The sequence below is a fragment of the Syntrophotalea acetylenivorans genome (genome assembly GCF_001887775.1).
Taxonomy (GTDB): Bacteria; Desulfobacterota; Desulfuromonadia; order Desulfuromonadales; family Syntrophotaleaceae; genus Syntrophotalea_A; species Syntrophotalea_A acetylenivorans.
Map to the genome: position 1 here is coordinate 666,481 of NZ_CP015519.1, position 17,665 is coordinate 684,145.

General features: G+C 50.2%; 19 protein-coding genes. 1 reads left to right on the forward strand and 18 read right to left on the reverse strand.

Annotation, left to right across the window (positions count from 1 at the left end):
• Window position 1: 1 nt before the first annotated feature.
• The 16 genes from A7E78_RS03120 to A7E78_RS03195 form a co-directional block, all read right to left on the reverse strand.
• Window positions 2-952: a DHH family phosphoesterase gene (locus A7E78_RS03120; RefSeq protein WP_072282872.1), complete on the reverse strand. Its 951-nt coding sequence runs from the start codon at window positions 950-952 to the stop codon at window positions 2-4.
• Window positions 945-1,301 carry a 30S ribosome-binding factor RbfA gene (rbfA, locus tag A7E78_RS03125; RefSeq protein WP_072282873.1) on the reverse strand — a complete coding sequence of 119 codons (357 nt, stop codon included), beginning with the start codon at window positions 1,299-1,301 and terminating at the stop codon, window positions 945-947. The genes A7E78_RS03120 and rbfA overlap by 8 nt, the downstream gene beginning before the upstream one ends.
• 8 nt (window positions 1,302-1,309) lie before the next feature.
• Window positions 1,310-1,600: a DUF503 domain-containing protein gene (locus tag A7E78_RS03130; protein WP_072282874.1), complete on the reverse strand. Its 291-nt coding sequence runs from the start codon at window positions 1,598-1,600 to the stop codon at window positions 1,310-1,312.
• 14 nt (window positions 1,601-1,614) lie between these two features.
• Window positions 1,615-4,350, reverse strand: a complete 2,736-nt coding sequence (gene infB, locus A7E78_RS03135; protein ID WP_072282875.1) for a translation initiation factor IF-2 — start codon at window positions 4,348-4,350, stop codon at window positions 1,615-1,617.
• Window positions 4,350-4,928: a DUF448 domain-containing protein gene (locus A7E78_RS03140; RefSeq protein WP_072282876.1), complete on the reverse strand. Its 579-nt coding sequence runs from the start codon at window positions 4,926-4,928 to the stop codon at window positions 4,350-4,352. Before A7E78_RS03140 ends, infB begins: the two co-directional genes overlap by 1 nt.
• Before the next feature lie 17 nt (window positions 4,929-4,945).
• Complete coding sequence (gene nusA / locus A7E78_RS03145) at window positions 4,946-6,211, reverse strand: transcription termination factor NusA (protein ID WP_083552597.1); 1,266 nt, start codon at window positions 6,209-6,211, stop codon at window positions 4,946-4,948.
• 63 nt (window positions 6,212-6,274) lie between these two features.
• The gene (locus tag A7E78_RS03150; protein ID WP_072282877.1) at window positions 6,275-6,763 is read right to left on the reverse strand and encodes an LSm family protein; all 489 of its coding nucleotides are present in this window, start codon (window positions 6,761-6,763) and stop codon (window positions 6,275-6,277) included.
• 171 nt (window positions 6,764-6,934) lie between these two features.
• The gene (locus A7E78_RS03155) at window positions 6,935-7,546 is read right to left on the reverse strand and encodes a hypothetical protein (protein WP_072282878.1); all 612 of its coding nucleotides are present in this window, start codon (window positions 7,544-7,546) and stop codon (window positions 6,935-6,937) included.
• Window positions 7,547-7,646: 100 nt separating this feature from the next.
• Window positions 7,647-8,942: a class I SAM-dependent RNA methyltransferase gene (locus tag A7E78_RS03160; RefSeq protein WP_072282879.1), complete on the reverse strand. Its 1,296-nt coding sequence runs from the start codon at window positions 8,940-8,942 to the stop codon at window positions 7,647-7,649.
• The gene (locus A7E78_RS03165) at window positions 8,939-9,688 is read right to left on the reverse strand and encodes an RNA methyltransferase (protein WP_072282880.1); all 750 of its coding nucleotides are present in this window, start codon (window positions 9,686-9,688) and stop codon (window positions 8,939-8,941) included. Before A7E78_RS03165 ends, A7E78_RS03160 begins: the two co-directional genes overlap by 4 nt.
• A 12-nt stretch (window positions 9,689-9,700) precedes the next feature.
• Window positions 9,701-10,498: an RsmE family RNA methyltransferase gene (locus A7E78_RS03170; protein WP_072282881.1), complete on the reverse strand. Its 798-nt coding sequence runs from the start codon at window positions 10,496-10,498 to the stop codon at window positions 9,701-9,703.
• On the reverse strand, window positions 10,479-10,895 hold the full coding sequence (locus tag A7E78_RS03175) for a DNA polymerase III subunit chi (RefSeq protein ID WP_072282882.1): 417 nt from the start codon (window positions 10,893-10,895) through the stop codon (window positions 10,479-10,481). Before A7E78_RS03175 ends, A7E78_RS03170 begins: the two co-directional genes overlap by 20 nt.
• 21 nt (window positions 10,896-10,916) lie before the next feature.
• The gene (locus tag A7E78_RS03180; RefSeq protein WP_072285023.1) at window positions 10,917-11,459 is read right to left on the reverse strand and encodes a 2-oxoacid:acceptor oxidoreductase family protein; all 543 of its coding nucleotides are present in this window, start codon (window positions 11,457-11,459) and stop codon (window positions 10,917-10,919) included.
• Between the two features lie 38 nt (window positions 11,460-11,497).
• Window positions 11,498-12,247 carry a thiamine pyrophosphate-dependent enzyme gene (locus A7E78_RS03185; RefSeq protein WP_072285024.1) on the reverse strand — a complete coding sequence of 250 codons (750 nt, stop codon included), beginning with the start codon at window positions 12,245-12,247 and terminating at the stop codon, window positions 11,498-11,500.
• 14 nt (window positions 12,248-12,261) lie between these two features.
• The gene (locus A7E78_RS03190) at window positions 12,262-13,329 is read right to left on the reverse strand and encodes a 3-methyl-2-oxobutanoate dehydrogenase subunit VorB (protein ID WP_072282883.1); all 1,068 of its coding nucleotides are present in this window, start codon (window positions 13,327-13,329) and stop codon (window positions 12,262-12,264) included.
• 57 nt (window positions 13,330-13,386) lie between these two features.
• A complete protein-coding gene (locus A7E78_RS03195; RefSeq protein ID WP_072282884.1) occupies window positions 13,387-13,608 on the reverse strand; it encodes an indolepyruvate ferredoxin oxidoreductase subunit alpha in 222 nt (73 codons plus the stop codon).
• Window positions 13,609-13,886: 278 nt separating this feature from the next.
• Here A7E78_RS03195 and A7E78_RS03200 point away from each other — a divergent pair, with 278 nt between their 5' ends.
• Window positions 13,887-14,357 carry a hypothetical protein gene (locus A7E78_RS03200; protein ID WP_072282885.1) on the forward strand — a complete coding sequence of 157 codons (471 nt, stop codon included), beginning with the start codon at window positions 13,887-13,889 and terminating at the stop codon, window positions 14,355-14,357.
• Between the two features lie 287 nt (window positions 14,358-14,644).
• Here the strand turns inward: A7E78_RS03200 and A7E78_RS03205 are convergent, their stop codons facing one another.
• Both A7E78_RS03205 and A7E78_RS03210 read right to left on the reverse strand, forming a co-directional pair.
• Window positions 14,645-16,957, reverse strand: coding sequence for a tetratricopeptide repeat protein (locus A7E78_RS03205; RefSeq protein WP_072282886.1), 2,313 nt, complete (start codon window positions 16,955-16,957; stop codon window positions 14,645-14,647).
• Window positions 16,950-17,660, reverse strand: a complete 711-nt coding sequence (locus tag A7E78_RS03210) for a tyrosine-protein phosphatase (RefSeq protein WP_083552603.1) — start codon at window positions 17,658-17,660, stop codon at window positions 16,950-16,952. Before A7E78_RS03210 ends, A7E78_RS03205 begins: the two co-directional genes overlap by 8 nt.
• Window positions 17,661-17,665: the final 5 nt, after the last annotated feature.

A 17,665-nucleotide genomic window follows, 5' to 3' on the forward strand; every position in this document is an offset into this window, starting at 1 on the left:
GTCAGGGCAGAAGGTTCTGCAGGCGGCTAAAAACCATATCCTGGATCGAAGTCAGATCACCGTTCAGGGTGGCACCAGCGGCATTATGGTGACCGCCACCGCCTAATTGGCGGGCCAGATCACCGACATTAACTTCGCCCTTAGATCGAAATCCGACCTTAAAACAGTCTTTATCGGTCTGGCGGAAAAGGAGTGCAACCTTCACGCCCTGAATAGACCGTGGGTAATTAATCAGTCCGTCGGTATGTTCCGGTCCTGTACCTGTTTCAGCCAGCATCTGTTCGGTGACGCTCACGGCGCCAAGTCGCCCACAATCGGAGATGATCATAGTTTTAAGCGCTGCGGTCAGGAGACGAAGTTGCTTTTCTGGCCGATTTTCATAAATATTCGCGGAAACGTCCCAGGGAGAAACTCCAAGAGAAACCAGTTCGGAAGCAATTTCAAAGGCTTCAGGATTGGCATTGGAATAACGAAAAGAGCCCGTATCAGTGAGTATAGCCGTATAGATGCAAGTCGCCACCGGCAATGACAGGCTGTGCCCGGCCTTTTTCAAAATGCGATAGATCAAGGCACCGGTGGCACAAGCACTCTCGTCCACATAATAAATACTGCCGAAATTTTCTGAATGAGGATGATGGTCGATGTTGACCAATGACTTACAATGATCTTTAAGGTGGCTTCCGGCGCGACGTAATTCACCGCTATCAAGGATAAAACCGGCGTCAAAGCTTTCGTTCGCCTCTAAACTGTCAACGACCATTGAAGCGCCGGGCAAGAAAGCTAGTTCGGCAGACATTCCGTCCTGGTTATAGGCCACAACTTCTTTGCCCATTTCCAGCAAAGCATTAGCCAATGCCATGGTCGAGGCAAGAGCATCACCATCCGGGTTGCCATGAGCAGCAACCAAAAATCGCTGGCCGCGGTCGATGGTGCTCAGAATGGCATCAATCATGTTCTTCCTTCTGTTTGATTTCTTGCAAAAGCGACTCGATACGATTGCCGTATTCAAGAGCAGAATCAAATTCAAAGATCAATTCCGGTACATGCCGCAACCTGAGCCTTTTGCCCAATTCTCTCCGAAGATAAGCGCTGGCACTGGTAAGCCCCTGAGTTGTTTCTCGCCGAACCTTCTCCTCACCCATAACGGTGAAATAGATACGGGCCAAACCCAGATCGGAAGTAACCTTAACTTCAGTAATCGTGACAAATCCGACCCTGGGATCCTTTAAACCTTTTAGCAAAAGGGCCGATATTTCTTTTTGAATCTGTTCCCCAACTCGTTGGGATCGTTGAGACCGCAAGGACACCTCTATGAGTAATGAAGAAATTCAACAAATCGATCAACAATCTCAGCCAAACCGATCTGTTCAATTTCGTTTTCTATATTTTCAAATAAACTATGAGCTGATGCTTCAGTGCCCGCAACTACAGCGAAACCCAGTTGAGTACTTTGTCTGAAATCCTGTAAACCCGTTTCGGCGCAGGAAACGGGGAAACGGGTTCGGCAGCGCCCAAGTATCTTTTTGACTACCGAGCGTTTTCCCTTGAGACTGGTGGTGTCAGGCACCACCAGTTCAAGACGCAAAACTCCGACAATCATAACCTACCCCAGGATCAAAGGGTCGCCTTGGTCGCTTCCATTTCAAAGGCTTCAATAACATCACCGACTTTGATGTCGTTGTAGTTCTCGAGGCTGATACCACACTCATAACCGTTGGTGACTTCTTTGACATCGTCCTTGAATCGCTTCAGGGAGCTCATTTTGCCTTCCCAAACAACGATATTGTCACGAACAAGTCGTACCTGGGCCCCTCGAACTATTTTACCGTCGGTAACGTAGCAACCGGCGATCGTGCCAACCTTGGACACATGGAAGGTCTCACGAACCTCAACGCGACCGAGTTCCTTCTCTTTGAAGATCGGGGCCAACAGGCCTTCCATGGCGTTTCGGATATCTTCAACAGCATCGTAGATAATATTGTAAAGACGAATATCGACACCGTCCAAGTCGGCCTGAGCATTAGCTTTGGGCTCGGGACGAACATTAAACCCAAGAATAATGGCATCAGAAGCCGCCGCCAGAGACACGTCACTCTCGATAATGCCACCGACAGCGCTGTGAATTACCACCAGGCGACATGCGTCCGTAGAGAGCTTGCCCAAAGTATCTTTGACCGCTTCAACGGAGCCTTGAACATCGCCCTTAATAATAACCTTAAGTTCCTTGACATCACCTTCCTGGAGACGGGCATAAAGCTGATCAAGAGAAATCTTGCTAGAACTGGCCAGCTCGGCTTCGCGCAATTTCCGTTGCCTGTGACCGGCGACGTCCTTAGCCGCTTTCTCGTTTTCTACGGCATGGAATGGTTCGCCGGCATCAGGCGTACCCGACAGCCCTGTAACTTCCACAGGGCAAGAAGGGCCAGCTTCTTCAAGCTGGCAACCACGATCATCGGTCATGGTACGAACGCGACCAAAGTTAACTCCGGAAACGATAGGATCACCGATACGCAAAGTACCTTCCTGAACCAGAACCGTAGCTACCGGTCCTCGCCCTTTATCAAGGCGCGCTTCGACGATAATCCCCTTGGCCCGTTTAATTGGGTTAGCCTGGAGCTCCAGAACTTCAGCCTGCAGCAGTATCATTTCCAGCAGGGATTCGAGGTTGGTGTGTTCCTTGGCGGAAACCTCGACAAAGATCGTGTCGCCACCCCAATCCTCGGGTACCATTTCAAACTCTGTCAGTTCCTGCTTGACCCGGTTGGGATCGGCGCCAGGCTTGTCTATCTTATTAACAGCCACGATAATTGGGACGCCGGCGGCCTTGGAGTGGTTAATCGCCTCTTTGGTTTGAGGCATCACGCCATCATCGGCTGCCACCACCAGAACTACTATATCTGTAGCCTCGGCCCCACGGGCGCGCATGGCGGTAAAGGCCTCATGGCCAGGGGTGTCAAGAAAAGTAATTTTGCGGCCATCCAGCTCAACATCGTAAGCCCCGATATGCTGAGTGATGCCTCCAGCCTCGCCAGCAGTGACATCGGTGGTGCGGATAGCATCCAGGAGGCTGGTTTTACCATGGTCAACATGTCCCATGATGGTGACCACCGGCGGCCTGGTCTGCAGATTGCTTGAATCCTCCGAGGCATCGGACTCAATGCCAACGTCCTCCAGAATGATATCCTCGTCAAAAGCGACGTTTTCGACTTCGTGGTTGAATTCAGTGGCCAGCAATGCCGCAGTTTCATAATCCAAAGGATGATTGATGGTCACCATACTGCCCTGACGCATCAATTCCTTGATCAGGTCGTTGGCTTTTATCCCCATACGCTTGGCAAGTTCACCAACCGTTATGACATCGCTAATTCGAATAATTCGCTTGATGGCCTTAGAAGTGGTCACCTCTGTTTTTTGTACAGGCTTAGCACCCTTTTTTCCCCTGCGGGGACGGCGATCACGATCAGGCTCAAAAATCTCTCTTTTCGGCCGGCGACCCCGGCCACCGTCACGCAAATCGTTCTCGCGTGGGCCGGAACCCTTGCCCTTTTTCTTTTTGCCAGCCCGGGAAGTTTCTTCCTGGACAAGCACTTCGGGCGGCACAACCTGAGTAGGCCTTTCCTGAGGACGTGGAGAACCATTGCCGCGAGCGGGACGAGGACGACTCGGCTTAGCAGGTGTGGCTTTCTTAGCCGGCGCCAATTGGGAAAGTTCGACACGGCCAAGAATCTTCGCCTGGGAGGCCGTTGCCTCCTGCACAGCCGCAGCTTTGGGCTTTTCTTCCTTTTCTTCCTTTTCAGATTTTTCGGTAACTTTGGGCTTTTCAACCTCTTCCGAAACTTGGGGTGCGGGTGGGGCCTTTGCCTCCGGTTCCGCCTTAACCTCAGCAACGGGTTCTTTTGTTTCTACCTCGCTTGAGGCTTCCTCAGAAACAGCAGTATCTTCCTCTGCGGGAACCGGAGCCTCGGCAACTGGTTCTGCCGCCGGCGCAGCTTTCTCTACCATGTCGGTCTTTTCGATGGGCGCGACTGCTTCTTCACCTGTGTCAACGGATTCTGGCTCGGCAGCGACCGGCTCATCAGCAGGCACTTCATCAGCCTTGGGAACTTCCTTGCGACGACGTCTGATGATTCCGGGATTAATCCGTTGTTCCTCAATTTTTTCCTCAACCACCTTCTCTTCTGAAGCTTCAACAGGGGCATTACCACCCTCAAAAGCTTGAAGAGCTGCTGCGTCTAAAACGCTTAAGTGATTTTTGGCTTCAATCCCAGCAGTCTTAAGGCGCTCCAGCAGTACCTTATTGTCCAATCCCAGCTTTTGCGCTAATTCGTAAACTCGCATTTTGTCACCCATCAGGCCTCTCCCGCAATCTGCTTGTATCTTAAAATTTCATCATTTATTGTCTCCGCAAGCGGGCTAGAACTTAGCGCCACAACGCTTCGCTCCCCCTTGCCCATCAACTGTCCCAAATAGCCTTTGTCAAAAATGACATAGCAAGGGACCCCACGACTTTCTGCTATTGATTTCACCTTACTGGCAATAGTTGCGGACAAGTCTTCACTCAGCAGAACTAAAGACAGTCCTGAATCACGTCCCAGTTCGGTCATAACCAAACGGCTGCCGGACACGACCACTCCCGACTTTCGGGCCATCCCCACCAGATTTGCAATGCGCTGCCTGACTTGCCTGACTAAATCCTCTTTCAGGCCCTGGCAAGTAGGGGCAACAGACAGCCCGGTAAAAATACGTTTAAACTGGCTGCGCTTAACCGCTGTTTCCAGGCAAGTGATGTCGCAGCAGGTATATCCGCCCCGGCCGGGTAATTTTTGTCCGTAATCAACCAAGACCTCCCCCTGCGGGGAGAGAACATACCGCACCAAAATTGACTGGTCAAGAACCTTACGACAAGCAATACAGCTGCGTTGAGGCACTTGGCGACTCCCTTTACTCAATCCTGACTCCGCTCCTCGTCAACGACGGTTTCATCATTGGAAGCTGAATCATCCTCTTGCAGAGTATCTTCTGCAGGAGTCTCGCCTTCAGGCTCAGACTCCAAAGGCTTGGCGGTTTCGACCGTTGCAGCATCTCCGGTCTCTATCGAGACCTCTTCAGCTGTATCAGCCTCACCTTGTCCTTCACCCTTTCCAGAGGTTTCCCCAGCGAATTCTTCCATGGCGGCTTCTGCGGCCCGGGTTTCGCTCTTGATATCGATATTCCAGCCGGTCAACTTGGCAGCAAGCCGAACATTCTGTCCTTTTTTCCCAATTGCCAAGGAAAGCTGATCGTCCGGCACAATGACTTCGAGGGACTGCATTTCATTGTCGACGTAGATACGAGTTACCTCCGCAGGTGAAAGCGCCGAACAGGCAAATCGTCCCACATCCATGGTCCAGGGGATAATATCGATCTTTTCGCCACGCAGTTCCGAAACGACATTTTGTACGCGCGATCCACGCATACCGACACAAGCCCCAACAGGATCTACGTCGGAGTCGTAGGACGAGACAGCAATTTTGGTGCGACTGCCGGCTTCGCGTGCAACAGCCTTGATCTCGACAATCCCCTCGGAAATCTCCGGTACTTCAAAGTGAAACAGCGCGGCTACCAGGTTGGGATGACTGCGCGACAAAATGATTTGCGGTCCCTTGGTCGCCATCTTAACTTCTGAGATATATACGCGAACCCGGTCGCCCTGACGGTAATTTTCCCGAGGCACCTGTTCACGGTGCGGAAGAAGCCCTTCAGACATGCCTAGGTCCACAATGAGGTCGCCTCGTTCATAGCGACGGACGATACCATTGACCAGTTCACCAACCCGATCCTTGAACTCGTTAAAGACTTTCTCTCGTTCTGCTTCCCGCACCTTTTGAATAATGACCTGCTTAGCAGTCTGAGCGGCAATTCGACTGAAGCTGCCGGCGTCCATCTTCATGCCGAGGGAATCACCGGCCTGAACATCCGGATCAATCTCTCTTGCTTCATCGAGGTCAATCTCTTTATAAGAGTCAAGCACTTCATCGACCACAGTGACAAACTCAAAAATCTCCACTTCACCCAATTCATCGTTGAAATGAGCTTCGAGATCACGGGTATTACGAAATTTTTTATTAGCTGCAGACAAGACCGCGGACTCAAGCGCTTCGACCAAAACGGCTCGATCGATCCCTTTATCCTTAACGACCTGATCAATAATGTGATTGAGATTTTCAAGCATTTTATCTATATCCCCCTAATTTTCATATATTTGTTCGCGACTGGGAATAGCGATCGCAAAGTTCTATAAGTCTATTTCTAAGTTCGCGTGCTCAATATCGCTCAAAGGCAACTCAACGAGACCGCCCTTCTTGTCCGTCTGCTCCAGCAAAACCATTCCATCGCGCAAACCAAGCAGCTTGCCGACAAAGGTTTTACGTTGATGCCCTCTCTGATCGGGATCGCACTTGACGGACATCTTAATCTTGGCCAAGCGCGTGCGAAAGCGTTCGTAATCGGCAGCCTTTGTCAAAGGGCGGTCTATGCCCGGAGAGGAGACCTCAAGACGGTAGGCGCAAGTTATCGGATCTTCCACCTCGAGCAAAACACTGACTTCACGACTGATTTCGGCACAGTTGTCCAGAGTGATTCCCCCCTCCTTGTCAACATAGAGCCTCAAAACCATGTCGCGCCCTTCCCGCCGATATTCGAGCAAGACCAGCTCAAACCCTTTTTCATCAAGAACCGGCTCAACAAGCTCCGTTATTCTATCGATGATGGCCTTTCCTGACATAAACACCAAGCCCCGAAATAGAAAAAGTGAGCTGCAAGCCCACTTTTTAGTGAACAATAATTATCTCTCTTAAGTACCATAAAGAACAAGCATCTGCAAGAACATTTTACGCCGACAACAATCACTTTTGCGGCGACTCGTAGATCAGTTGTAAAGTTTTCAAAATTTGATTCATTTCGACTTTATCCTGCGGGTCACGGAGTGGATCATTATAGTACAGGTAGAATCGATACGGTGCCCTAAAGCCAACGACCCCATGAATAATTGGGGTTTTCCATCAAGAGAATAATTGGCTTCCATCTTACCTGCCCTGGAACCACCATTGATTGCCAAAGATCCGATATGGCTCTCGAGGTCGGCCACCCCCTCTTCATTTTCCAGCGCCAGCAAAGCACCAGACGCGGAGGCCTGCAACTCGGACAGGGCCGGGCCTCCCTTGCCCTCCCTCCGCAAACTGAAGTCGATCATCAGCAAGGCACCGCTGTGCTTGTTGAAAACATACCCTTCGTTAACCGCCAATCGTTTTTGAGCAAGCGACAACAGTTGCTTAACTTCAATGTCTGGCGCAAAGGCCGAGACCTCCTGACGCAGGTGATCGGTCATTTTTTGTGCGAGAAAGTCGGGAGGTTCTTCACTGAGCTGCCAGCGTGGACTCGGCAGAACCAGAGCCAGCTGCAAATGCTCGTCGATCGAAAGGTGGTGCGTGGGAGTTTGTCTTGTCGCTGGAGAACAGCTAACAGCCGTCAGCATAAACACAAGGACAAGAAAGAAATTCCTGTGCATAGCAGCCTCCTAAAGATTGAGTCTCGGTGCTATTGATCAGCAATCCATGCGAGCCACCACAGATAAAAGCATCTGAAGGCAGTAGCCTTAAGGGTCGGAATCATTTTCTGTGCAACAAGGTTACACTTTCAATATGGTGAGTCTGAGGGAAGAAATCGAACGCCCTGCTCCACTCCACACTATATCCACCCCGCAACAAGGGTTGCAGATCCCGGACCAGAGTCGGCGGTTCGCAGGAAACATAAAGAATATGCCGAGGCTGCAAGGAAAGTAAATCCTCAACCACCTCAAAGGCACCGCTTCGGGGCGGATCAAGCATGACGAGATCAAACCCCGAATCCTTGGCCAATTGCCCTATGGCACCGCCAGCGGAAAGATGGTGAAACGATGCATTATGGATATCATTACGCCTTGCGTTTGCACGGGCCTTGGCAATAGCGGGAGCAAAGTCTTCGACCCCGACAACTTGGTCGACTTGGCGTGCAACCGGCAGAGACAGATTGCCCATGCCGCAATAGAGATCGAGCACCCTCATCGCGCCGCATTCCTGAACGGCAGCAGTGACGGTTTGTACCAAGGCTCGATTCTGCTCAAGATTAACTTGAGCAAAGCCCCCGGGACCATAGGCCAACCTCAAGGGCGGTTCGCCGACCTGAATAAAGAGATCCTCATCTCCGCAAATCGATTGCGGTTTCGCCTGACGACCGCCCTGCAAATACAGAGCAATACCCGCGCCAGCGATGCGAGTCCGTAGAAACTCAGTTACAGAGCCTGATTCGGTGCCTAGATAGTGCAACACAGCCCGCACCTGATCATCATCACCTATTCCCAGGTCCAATTGGGGCATATGCCGGCTGTGATGAACTCCGCTCAACAGCCTGCGAAACACGGTGGCAGCCTGATTAAGGCGCGGGTCGAGAATCGGACACTGCTGGTGGTCTATCACGGCATGGCTGCCCCGACGAAAAAACCCCATGGCCAGTTGTTGGCCCTTGATCTGCAACTTCAGTTGAGCCCGACTGCGATAGTGCCAAGGCTCGGGAGCGGCCACCAAGGATCGAATACTTCTTTTGTCGATCACGGCCTGACGTTGAAGAAGGTCAGAAAAAATCCGTTCCTTCCAGTGGATCTGGGTCGCATAAGGCATATGTTGCCACTGACAACCTCCGCACAGACCGAATACCGGACAGGCTGAAGGACAGCGCTCGACAGAGGGTTCCAGGACCTTCTCAAGACGCGCTTCAGCAAAACGTTTTTTCGACTTCACCACGCGACAGTTTACCCGGTCTCCGGGAGACGTCTGCGGCACGAAAATCACTTTGCCGTCGTGATATCCCAGACCGTTTCCTCCGTAGGCCAACGATTCTATCTTCAGATTCGTAATAACCTGGCTCATTTTTGTTTAGTCGCCCCCTTGATCCGCTCTCGCTCCAGCCAATCAAGACGACTCCACAGGCCTCTTAAAATACGAACTTCACGATCATTAAGTCCGGCACGACCAAAGATCCGCCTTAAGCTGCGCAAAATATGATCCGGGTTTTGCTCATCCAAAAACCCAATATCACATAGAGTGCTTCGCATGTGTCGGTACATGCTCTCAAGAACCTTGTTCGTAGCAAGTTTTTTGCGGCCTCCCGATTTCAATTCCGATGCGGCCCGGGCTTTGCTAATTTCGTAAAGACATAAAACAACCGATTGGGCCAGGTTCATAGATGGCAATTGGTCGCTGGTCGGAATAGTGATCAACCTTTGGCAAAGATCCAGCTCGTCCGTGGTAAGGCCCTTGTCTTCCCGGCCGAACACAAGAGCCACCCTTCCCTTCTCGGACCAGGGCAAGAGATAGCTGGCTGCCTGATCGGGATGAAGAAAATCTTCGCGATACTTTCCAAAACGCCGCGTTGTTGCGAGTGCAAGATGGCAATCTTGCAAAGCTTCACCCAAACTGGAAAACATACGGCCCCCTTCAAGCAAGCCACCAGCCTTTACGGCCATTCTCCGCGCTTCGTCACATAAATGATCGGCCCTGGGATTAACCAATCTCAGATCACTGAAACCAAAATTCATCATGGCACGACATACTGATCCAATATTCAGGGGACCTTGCGGCTCAACCAATACAACACTAATGTTATCAATATTCATAAACTACTTTATCTATCCGGTGTAATTATTCGTTTTTACATCAGTATCCAGATCGCCAGAGACCATCTGGCAAACAGTTGCGGCAACAATTGCCGCCGTTTCGGTTCGAAAAATACGCGGCCCAAGAGACGCGACCCTCGCCCCTTTTTTTTGCGCCAAAAGAACTTCATTATTACAAAAACCGCCCTCGGGACCAATTATCAAGGCCAGGCTATTCAGCTGTCGTTGCCGTAAAATCGACCCGACACCTTGTCCCTCCTGTCTTTCGTAAAACAGCAGGGCTTCTTGAGAAGCCGAGATTTCTTCCAGAACATGAGTCCAGTCGACTACCGGGGCCAGTTCAGGAATCATCGCTCTACGGCATTGTAAGGATGCCTTGAGCAAAATTGACGGCCAGCGATGGGCTTTTTTTTGGGCCATTTCTCGCTCGGAGAGGGTTGTTGAACGTGTGCTTTGAAAGGGGACTATACGGTGCACGCCGATTTCCGTGAGCTTTTGCAAAATGAGCTCAAACCGCTCCTTTTCCGGCAGGGCCTGAAAGACTGTAATCGACAGAGGACTTTCAACCGGAAAAGGCAGTTCGACAAAAGGCACCACCTTTGCGGAAGAATCAGACACCTCCGTCAAGCGGCCTCGAAAATAGCGTTCGCCGGGAGCAACCAAAGTAACAATTTGGCCGTTTCGTGCCTGCCAAAAAGTCAAGGCCCTGACCGATTCCGACGGCAGGGCCAATTCTTTTTCAAGTATCGGGTTAGCAACAAGGCAGATCTGACTGCCTGGGCCACCCTGGTTAACGCATGGCCACGGCAAAACCGGCCTCCCTGTAACTGGCATATCTCTGGCGCGCTTGGCTGGCTAAATCCTGATCGTAAACTTCCGCAAAATCGACCACATGACGAAAATGGCCCATAAATTCAAAACTGCAGGGTTGTCCCATGATAAGGATTTCGGCCCCATGGGGATTACGTTCGCCGAGCTCAATAATAATAGGTTCATCAAGACAATCGACGGCACCATTATTATAAGCATGGGGAATAAACGAACCTTTGTGCCAGGTCCACATGAAGCGATCCAGGGTTACAGCCTGGTTTTCATCGCTTACCGTAATGAGTATTTTATTCCCGCTATTAAAAAAATGTTCGGCCAACTCACATAAGTGCCTGGCCTTTTCCGGTCGTTTAAGCTTAACAAACTCGACTTGGGTCATGCGGCTTAACCTTTTTAGCAACTATGCCTTGGCAAAATCGTAGCCGCGGTCGAGAGCCTGCAAGTTAGCAGGAATAAAACGCTTATTTCGCTCAGGGATAATAATGTCAAGAGCCTGTTTAATGCTCTCGAGCGACACCATTGGATTGAGGGCCAGCAGCGCTCCCAGCATCACCATATTAGCCAATTTGACATTTCCGACCTCAGTCGCAATCTCGTTGGCAGGGATAGCCAAAACATTAATATCACTGCGCTGATAGTCGCTGGCATCAATCAAGGAACTGTTGTACAGGCAAAGTCCTCCGGAACGAACCCTGGGAAAATACTTTTCCATCGAGTTTTGATTCAGCAGCAAGACATTGCCTGGCTCTCCAACCACTGGCGAACCGATATCTTGATCGGCGACAATTACACTGCACATAGCTGCCCCACCCCGCTTTTCGGGGCCATAGGCTGGAAAAAAGGAAGCGTTTTTTCCAGCTTCGATAGCAGCATATGCCAGCAAATTCCCAATAAGCAATATGCCCTGACCGCCGAAGCCAGCCATAAAGACATCTTCATTCATTTGATTGTTGTCCATGCAAAGAGTCCTATTATCGAAGCTTAGCCTTGAGAAGCGCTCAAATCCTTAAAGGTGCCGAGGGGAAAACAAGGCATCATTTCCTGGCTGATTCGCTCGTTCGCGTCAAGGGCGGAGAGCCCCCAGTTGGTTGGGCAAGCAGCTAAAACCTCAACAAAAGTAAAGCCGGCACCATTCTTCTGCATTTCGAAGGCTTTTTGAATTACCCTGCCGGCCTGCGCAACCCGTTTTGGAGCGTCAACCGCCACTCGTGCGGAAAAATGAGTGCCGTCGAGCAATGCCATCATTTCTGCCATACGGATAGGATTACCATCTTTTTCAAGATCACGACCGTAAGGTGTTGTGGTCGTCACCTGTCCACCCAAGCTAGTTGGTGCCATTTGTCCGCCGGTCATGCCATAGGTCGTGTTGTTAACAAAAATAACAGTAATGTTTTCCCCACGATTGGCAGCATGGATGATCTCGGCGGTACCGATTGCCGCCAGATCTCCGTCACCCTGATAAGTAAAAACAATACTATCGGGGTGGACTCTCTTAACCCCTGTGGCCACGGCAGGTGCACGCCCATGGGGAGATTCAACGACATCGATGTCAAAATATTCGTAAAGCAAAACACTACAACCGACAGATGCAATGCCGATGGTCTGTTGTTGCAGCTCAAGTCGGTCAAGAGCTCTAGCTACCAGTCGGTGAACCGTGCCGTGATGACAACCGGGGCAGAAATGACTGGACACTGGTTTAAGGGAGCGGGGACGTTCAAATACCGTAATCATACTGTCGGTCATAGTCAGTCCTTATAGTGCTTTTGCAACTGTTCGAAAAGCTCTTCCGGGGTCGGCAGCGAACCGGTACCACCGGGCCGGCCGTAAAAACGAACATCAGCCTGGCGATCGACGGACAGCCGAACATCTTCAACCATCTGGCCGTTGTTGAGTTCAACACAAAGGACTCGGTTGCAACGTTCGGTAGCTTGTCGGAAAATCTGTTCCGGGAAGGGAAACAGGGTGATGGGACGAATCAGGCCAACCTTCAGCCCGGCTTGGCGTGCCATGCTAACCGCCGTCTTCGCTATACGCGCCGTACTGCCGAATGCGGTAAGAATCAATTCTGCATCTTCGATGCCGATCGTTTCGCAACGCACCTGCTGGTCCTTCAAGTCCTGATAGCGACCATGCAACCGCCAATTGTGAGCTTCAAGAGCGCCATCCGCCAAATAAAGGGACTTGACGGTATTGCCCTTTTCGCGTCCCCTCTTACCGGTTACGCACCAATCCTTGTTCGGCAATTCGCCCAAAGGTTTATAATCGTGCGGAATCAGGGCTTCTTTCATTTGGCCGATCATGGCATCGCCAAGAATCATTGCCGGCATACGATATTGATCGGCAAGATCGAAGGCGACCATAGCAAGATCATATAATTCCTGAATTGAATCAGGAGCCAATACAATCATGTGGTATCCGCCGTGGCCTCCACCCTTAACGGCCTGAAAGTAATCGGCTTGGGATGCATCGATACCGCCAAGGCCAGGTCCGCATCGCATCATATTTACAATAACGGCTGGCAATTCGCTGCCAGCCATATAAGACAGGCCTTCAGCTTTAAGAGAAATGCCAGGTCCCGATGAAGAGGTCATCACCCGAGCTCCGGCCGCTGAGGCGCCCAGCACCATATTGATAGCGGCTACTTCACTCTCAGCCTGCAAAAATGTGCCTCCTAGCCCGGGTAATTCTCGGGACATGTATTCGGGAATTTCATTTTGAGGCGTGATCGGATAGCCGAAGTAATAACGGCAACCAGCGGCAATTGCGCCGATACAGACCGCTTCGTTACCCTTAACAAAGAGCCTTTTATTCAAGAGTTCCTCCAAACTGCATAGATCAGGCTTGCGCGATGAATTACAGTTGACCTCGCATCAATCCTTTTTGAGTTGATAGACGGAGATCGCCCCATCGGGACACATCCGGGCACAGGCCGAGCAGGCAGTACACTTAACCTGGTTGGCATCGCTGATTTGGGCCAGGGGATATCCCTGTTTATTAACCTTTTTACCCAGCGTAATCAGCTCCAATGGACATGCGATAACACACAGACCGCAACCCTTGCAGAAATCTTCATTGATGACGAGTTTTTTCAACGGATGCTCTTCCTTTAACTTACGCAACACAACACTTAAACTGTCGAATCATAACAAATGTCGGAAAATTTAGCAAACACAGGATCAATCAAGGGTCCACATCCTGTTTACTAAACTAAACAATATTTTGCGTAACCACCCAATACCTCCCTAAAAGTAAAAAAGCAACCCTCCTGTCAAGTCGTGTTGGCCTGGCCTTTAAGTCATTTGTAAACTTTTCCTCCCCAGCGTCGTCAGAAGTACAAAACCAACACCCAAGAAAACAGGAGGAAGTTATCATGAAACAAAAAAAAGTATGGTTAGGCATTATGTTCTGCTCACTTTTAATCTGGACCGGTAATGCTTTTGCGGATGGACCGGCATCCCAGCGCCAAAACCGCCAGCAACATCGCATCGAACAGGGTGTGCGCAATGGTAATATCACCAGGTCTGAACTGAAACATCTAAGAAAAGAGCAACGTCATATTGCCAATTTTAAACGACGGGCACATCGCGACCACCACATAACTCGTCACGAAGCGCGGCGCCTCAACCGCATGCAGGATCGCGCCAGCGACAATATTTATCGCTACAAGCACAATAAGGCCAAACAACCGCGCATGTATCGTCATGCCCATAAACAGCATAAAAATTATCCGGCACCACGAGTTCATCGTCACTGCAACGTCGACCGATATATTGGCAGTTCGATCAACGGCATTTTTGCCCAGCCGGGAATATCCCTGGCCTGGAACATCGCCCTTGATTAATCGGCAACCCTCTAAACATCTAAATCCAATTACACAAGTGCCACTCTTGGCTGCAGCCAAGAGTGGCACTTGTGTAAAAACAAACAGATTGGATTCATGCGAAAAACCTTAGTCCGCGCATTAACCAATCTCTAACTATGAGAGCTACGGTATTACCAAAAACGATTTGGCGTTGTTTCAGCGGGACACCTTTTATATGTTAACCCTCACCCGTTTGCCACTTAGCTTTATAATCTTATTAGGTTGATTCAGGACGAAATCATGATCAGGAGCCCTATCTCGGCAAATCAATGCCGCTGGCCTTCAAGCTGATTCAAATGCCGTCTAAGTTCCAGGTCCTCAGGGGTGTGAATAAGAATTTTGCGATATATCTCTGCTGCCTTGAAAGTAAGCCCCAAACGCTCGTGCAAACGTCCGGAAACTTCCATCATGGCTAGATCTTCGGGATAAAGACGCGTTCCAACCAATACAGTATTAAGAGCTTTTTCATATTCTTGTCTGGCTTCAAAAAAGGACACCATACGCCAAACAACATCAGGCTGAAAAGATTCAGCGCCCTGAAGAATACGCAATGCCTTGGAATAACTGTTCGCAGCAAGTTCAGGCAGATCTCTTTCTAACAGATAATCACCAAAGTCGATATAACATTGAGGATGCCCTGCGAGGACGACTGCAACTTCGGTGACCTCGAGTCCCTTATCATTTAAAAATCTCAGCCATTCCAGGGTCCGTGGAGGATCTATGGCGAGGATCTGTCGAACATGTTTCAGCGCAGCCGTTTTTTGACCCTTTGTCAAAAAACGGCTGACAAAGTCGACATGCAAAACCTGATTGCTCCAGTCGTTCTCCAGGCCGTGTTGCATCAATTTTATAGCGAGATCTTCCTGGCCGGCATCGGCCATGTACATCCCCATCCGATAGGTTTCAAGACCGGCCAGCGGATCGAGTCGCAACGCTTTTAAAAAATGGGACATGGCTCTCCGGGTTTGTCCCTGTTGCAACAGGCCCCAGGCAAGATCTTTGCGATATAACGCTTCCCAGGGATCATATAATGCAGCATGCTTCAACAGTCGCAGCTCGGACAAAGACCCCGGTCCGCCATGAGCATCAGCGTTTTTAGCAGAATTAGCCAACCCCTTAGCCAGAATCCCGCCACCATGAAACAACAAAGACAAAATCACCAGGCCACCAGCGACCATTGTTGCCAGAGAATAACGCCGGTTGTAGGTTGCCGGTCGAAAATCATCCTTGTCTGATGCTTGATAGGATGATTGAGAGGACGCTGACACCAGGCCAGCCAGTGCAAAAGCGTAATATTGAAACCAAACTGGAATCGACAGCTCCCAAAAAGCTACCGCCAGGACGAAAAACAACAGACCTCCTAAGCTGCCGCCAAATAGATAGATCGCCAGTTTATTACGACGCCTTCGCCATTTGGGCCACGATCGCCAGAGTAAAATTGTAAAGAAACCGATTAAAACGATAATAGACAGCCATCCAATTTCCGTTCTGGCGCGAATTATCAAAGGTCCGGAAGTAGTTGAAAAATCATGCCCCGCTCCCTGCACTTGTTGCCGCTTATAAACCTTTTCATAGGTCCCTAAACCCGACCCGGTCAATGAGTATTGGGAAGCCAGTTCCCTGGCGATTTCATGATCGGTTTTTGTAATTAGTTTTTCTGGGGATTTTTCATTATCTCCACCGTTATACAGGCCGATACTCACCGCACTTACGAGCAGCACTAAAATCAAGGAGAAATACGGGATTTCCCGGCGGCCTCTCTTTTTGATAAACAGCAGAGCCCAGAGCAGACCCAAGGCTAACAAATAAAAGAGCGCATTGCGCCAATCCAACAAAGCCAGACCAAAGGGTACTAATAATGCTGAAAGTGCAACAATCAAGAAATGATCTTGTACCGTGGCTTGCCAATAACTGTTTACCCTTTCCTGCAGGGTTCCGTAGCGGGAAGACGGTCGAAAGGCCAGCATCGTTGCAAGGGCTACGGGACCAATCAGCAACAGTAACAGACCGAGGAAGGCCAGATCATTTTGCAGAAAAACAGCGAGGTTGTTATCTATTTCAATATATTCGGAAATGAACTGTTTTATAAAATACAAAGCGATGGTTGCAGCCGCCACTCCACCTCCGATTCCAGTTAACCAGAGGGCTGCCTGTTTGAGTCGATGTCGGTCTTGCAACAACTGAGCAGTCAGAAGATAACAGGCCATTCCGGAGCAAAGTGTAAAAATGGCCTGCAAGGTCCCCTTGGGATATAAAGACAACCTCATCCAAGGATCCGTTACCAGTGCACCTACACTCTGTTGATAGATCTGCCAGGTATGGGGAGATAAGAGTTTCACCAGGAAGGCCGGTAAAGGAACCAACTGCAGCAGCCCCCAGCCGACCAGTATCAGCAGGACGTATGACCCCGGTGGCAACTCAAACGATTCGTCGCCATGGCGTTTTTTCCAGAACCAGAGCGCCAAGGCAATGAGCGGCATCACCTCAATTGCTGTGCCCAGCCAATCCGATCCCATAATTTGGTTGAATGGCGCCAATAACAATACTGCGCCAATGAGCAACACGAGAAATTTAGCCATTAATATCCCTCCCGGCAACAATCGCCGCGGGATTAGTTGTCACCAGGCTTCGGGCGGCTTCCTCACCGATAATGGCTGCCGCAGCCTTTGTTCCTTCAGACAACACCGGCAACCGATGGGTGGCCGAATGACCGTCACTGGCCAAAAAGTGAACCTGCCCCATTCTTAACAGATAAGCAGCACAATCTCTCGAATCAGCACCAAAATCCCCAACCAGGCTACCGGCGGTAACCTGCACAAGACAACCAGCGTCGACCAGACTGAAAAGAAGTTCAGGGTCACGAATAATAGACGGATTACGTTCCGGATGAGTAATGATTGGCCGTAACCCGGACAGCAGTATCTGAAATACAAGTTCGTTAGCGTTATGTGGAAGATGACTATGGGGAAATTCGAGCAAAAAGTATTTACCACCATTGATGGTATAACGGGCCAACACATCAGGGGGCAGCATGGCGCTGACATCAGCGCCTGTTACAATGAGCAGTGGGTAACCTTGTTTTTTCAGGACCGCATTAAAATCGGCCACCTGCTGTTGCAGAAATTGAGGAGAATGCACCTCTCCCTTGATGTGAGGAGTCGCGACAACGCAACTTACACCGTCCGCAATAGCAAGCTTGGCCATCGCCAGAGATTCATCCAAACTAGCGGAACCATCATCAATGGCGGGCAATATGTGACAATGAATATCTATCATTTCCATTTGGC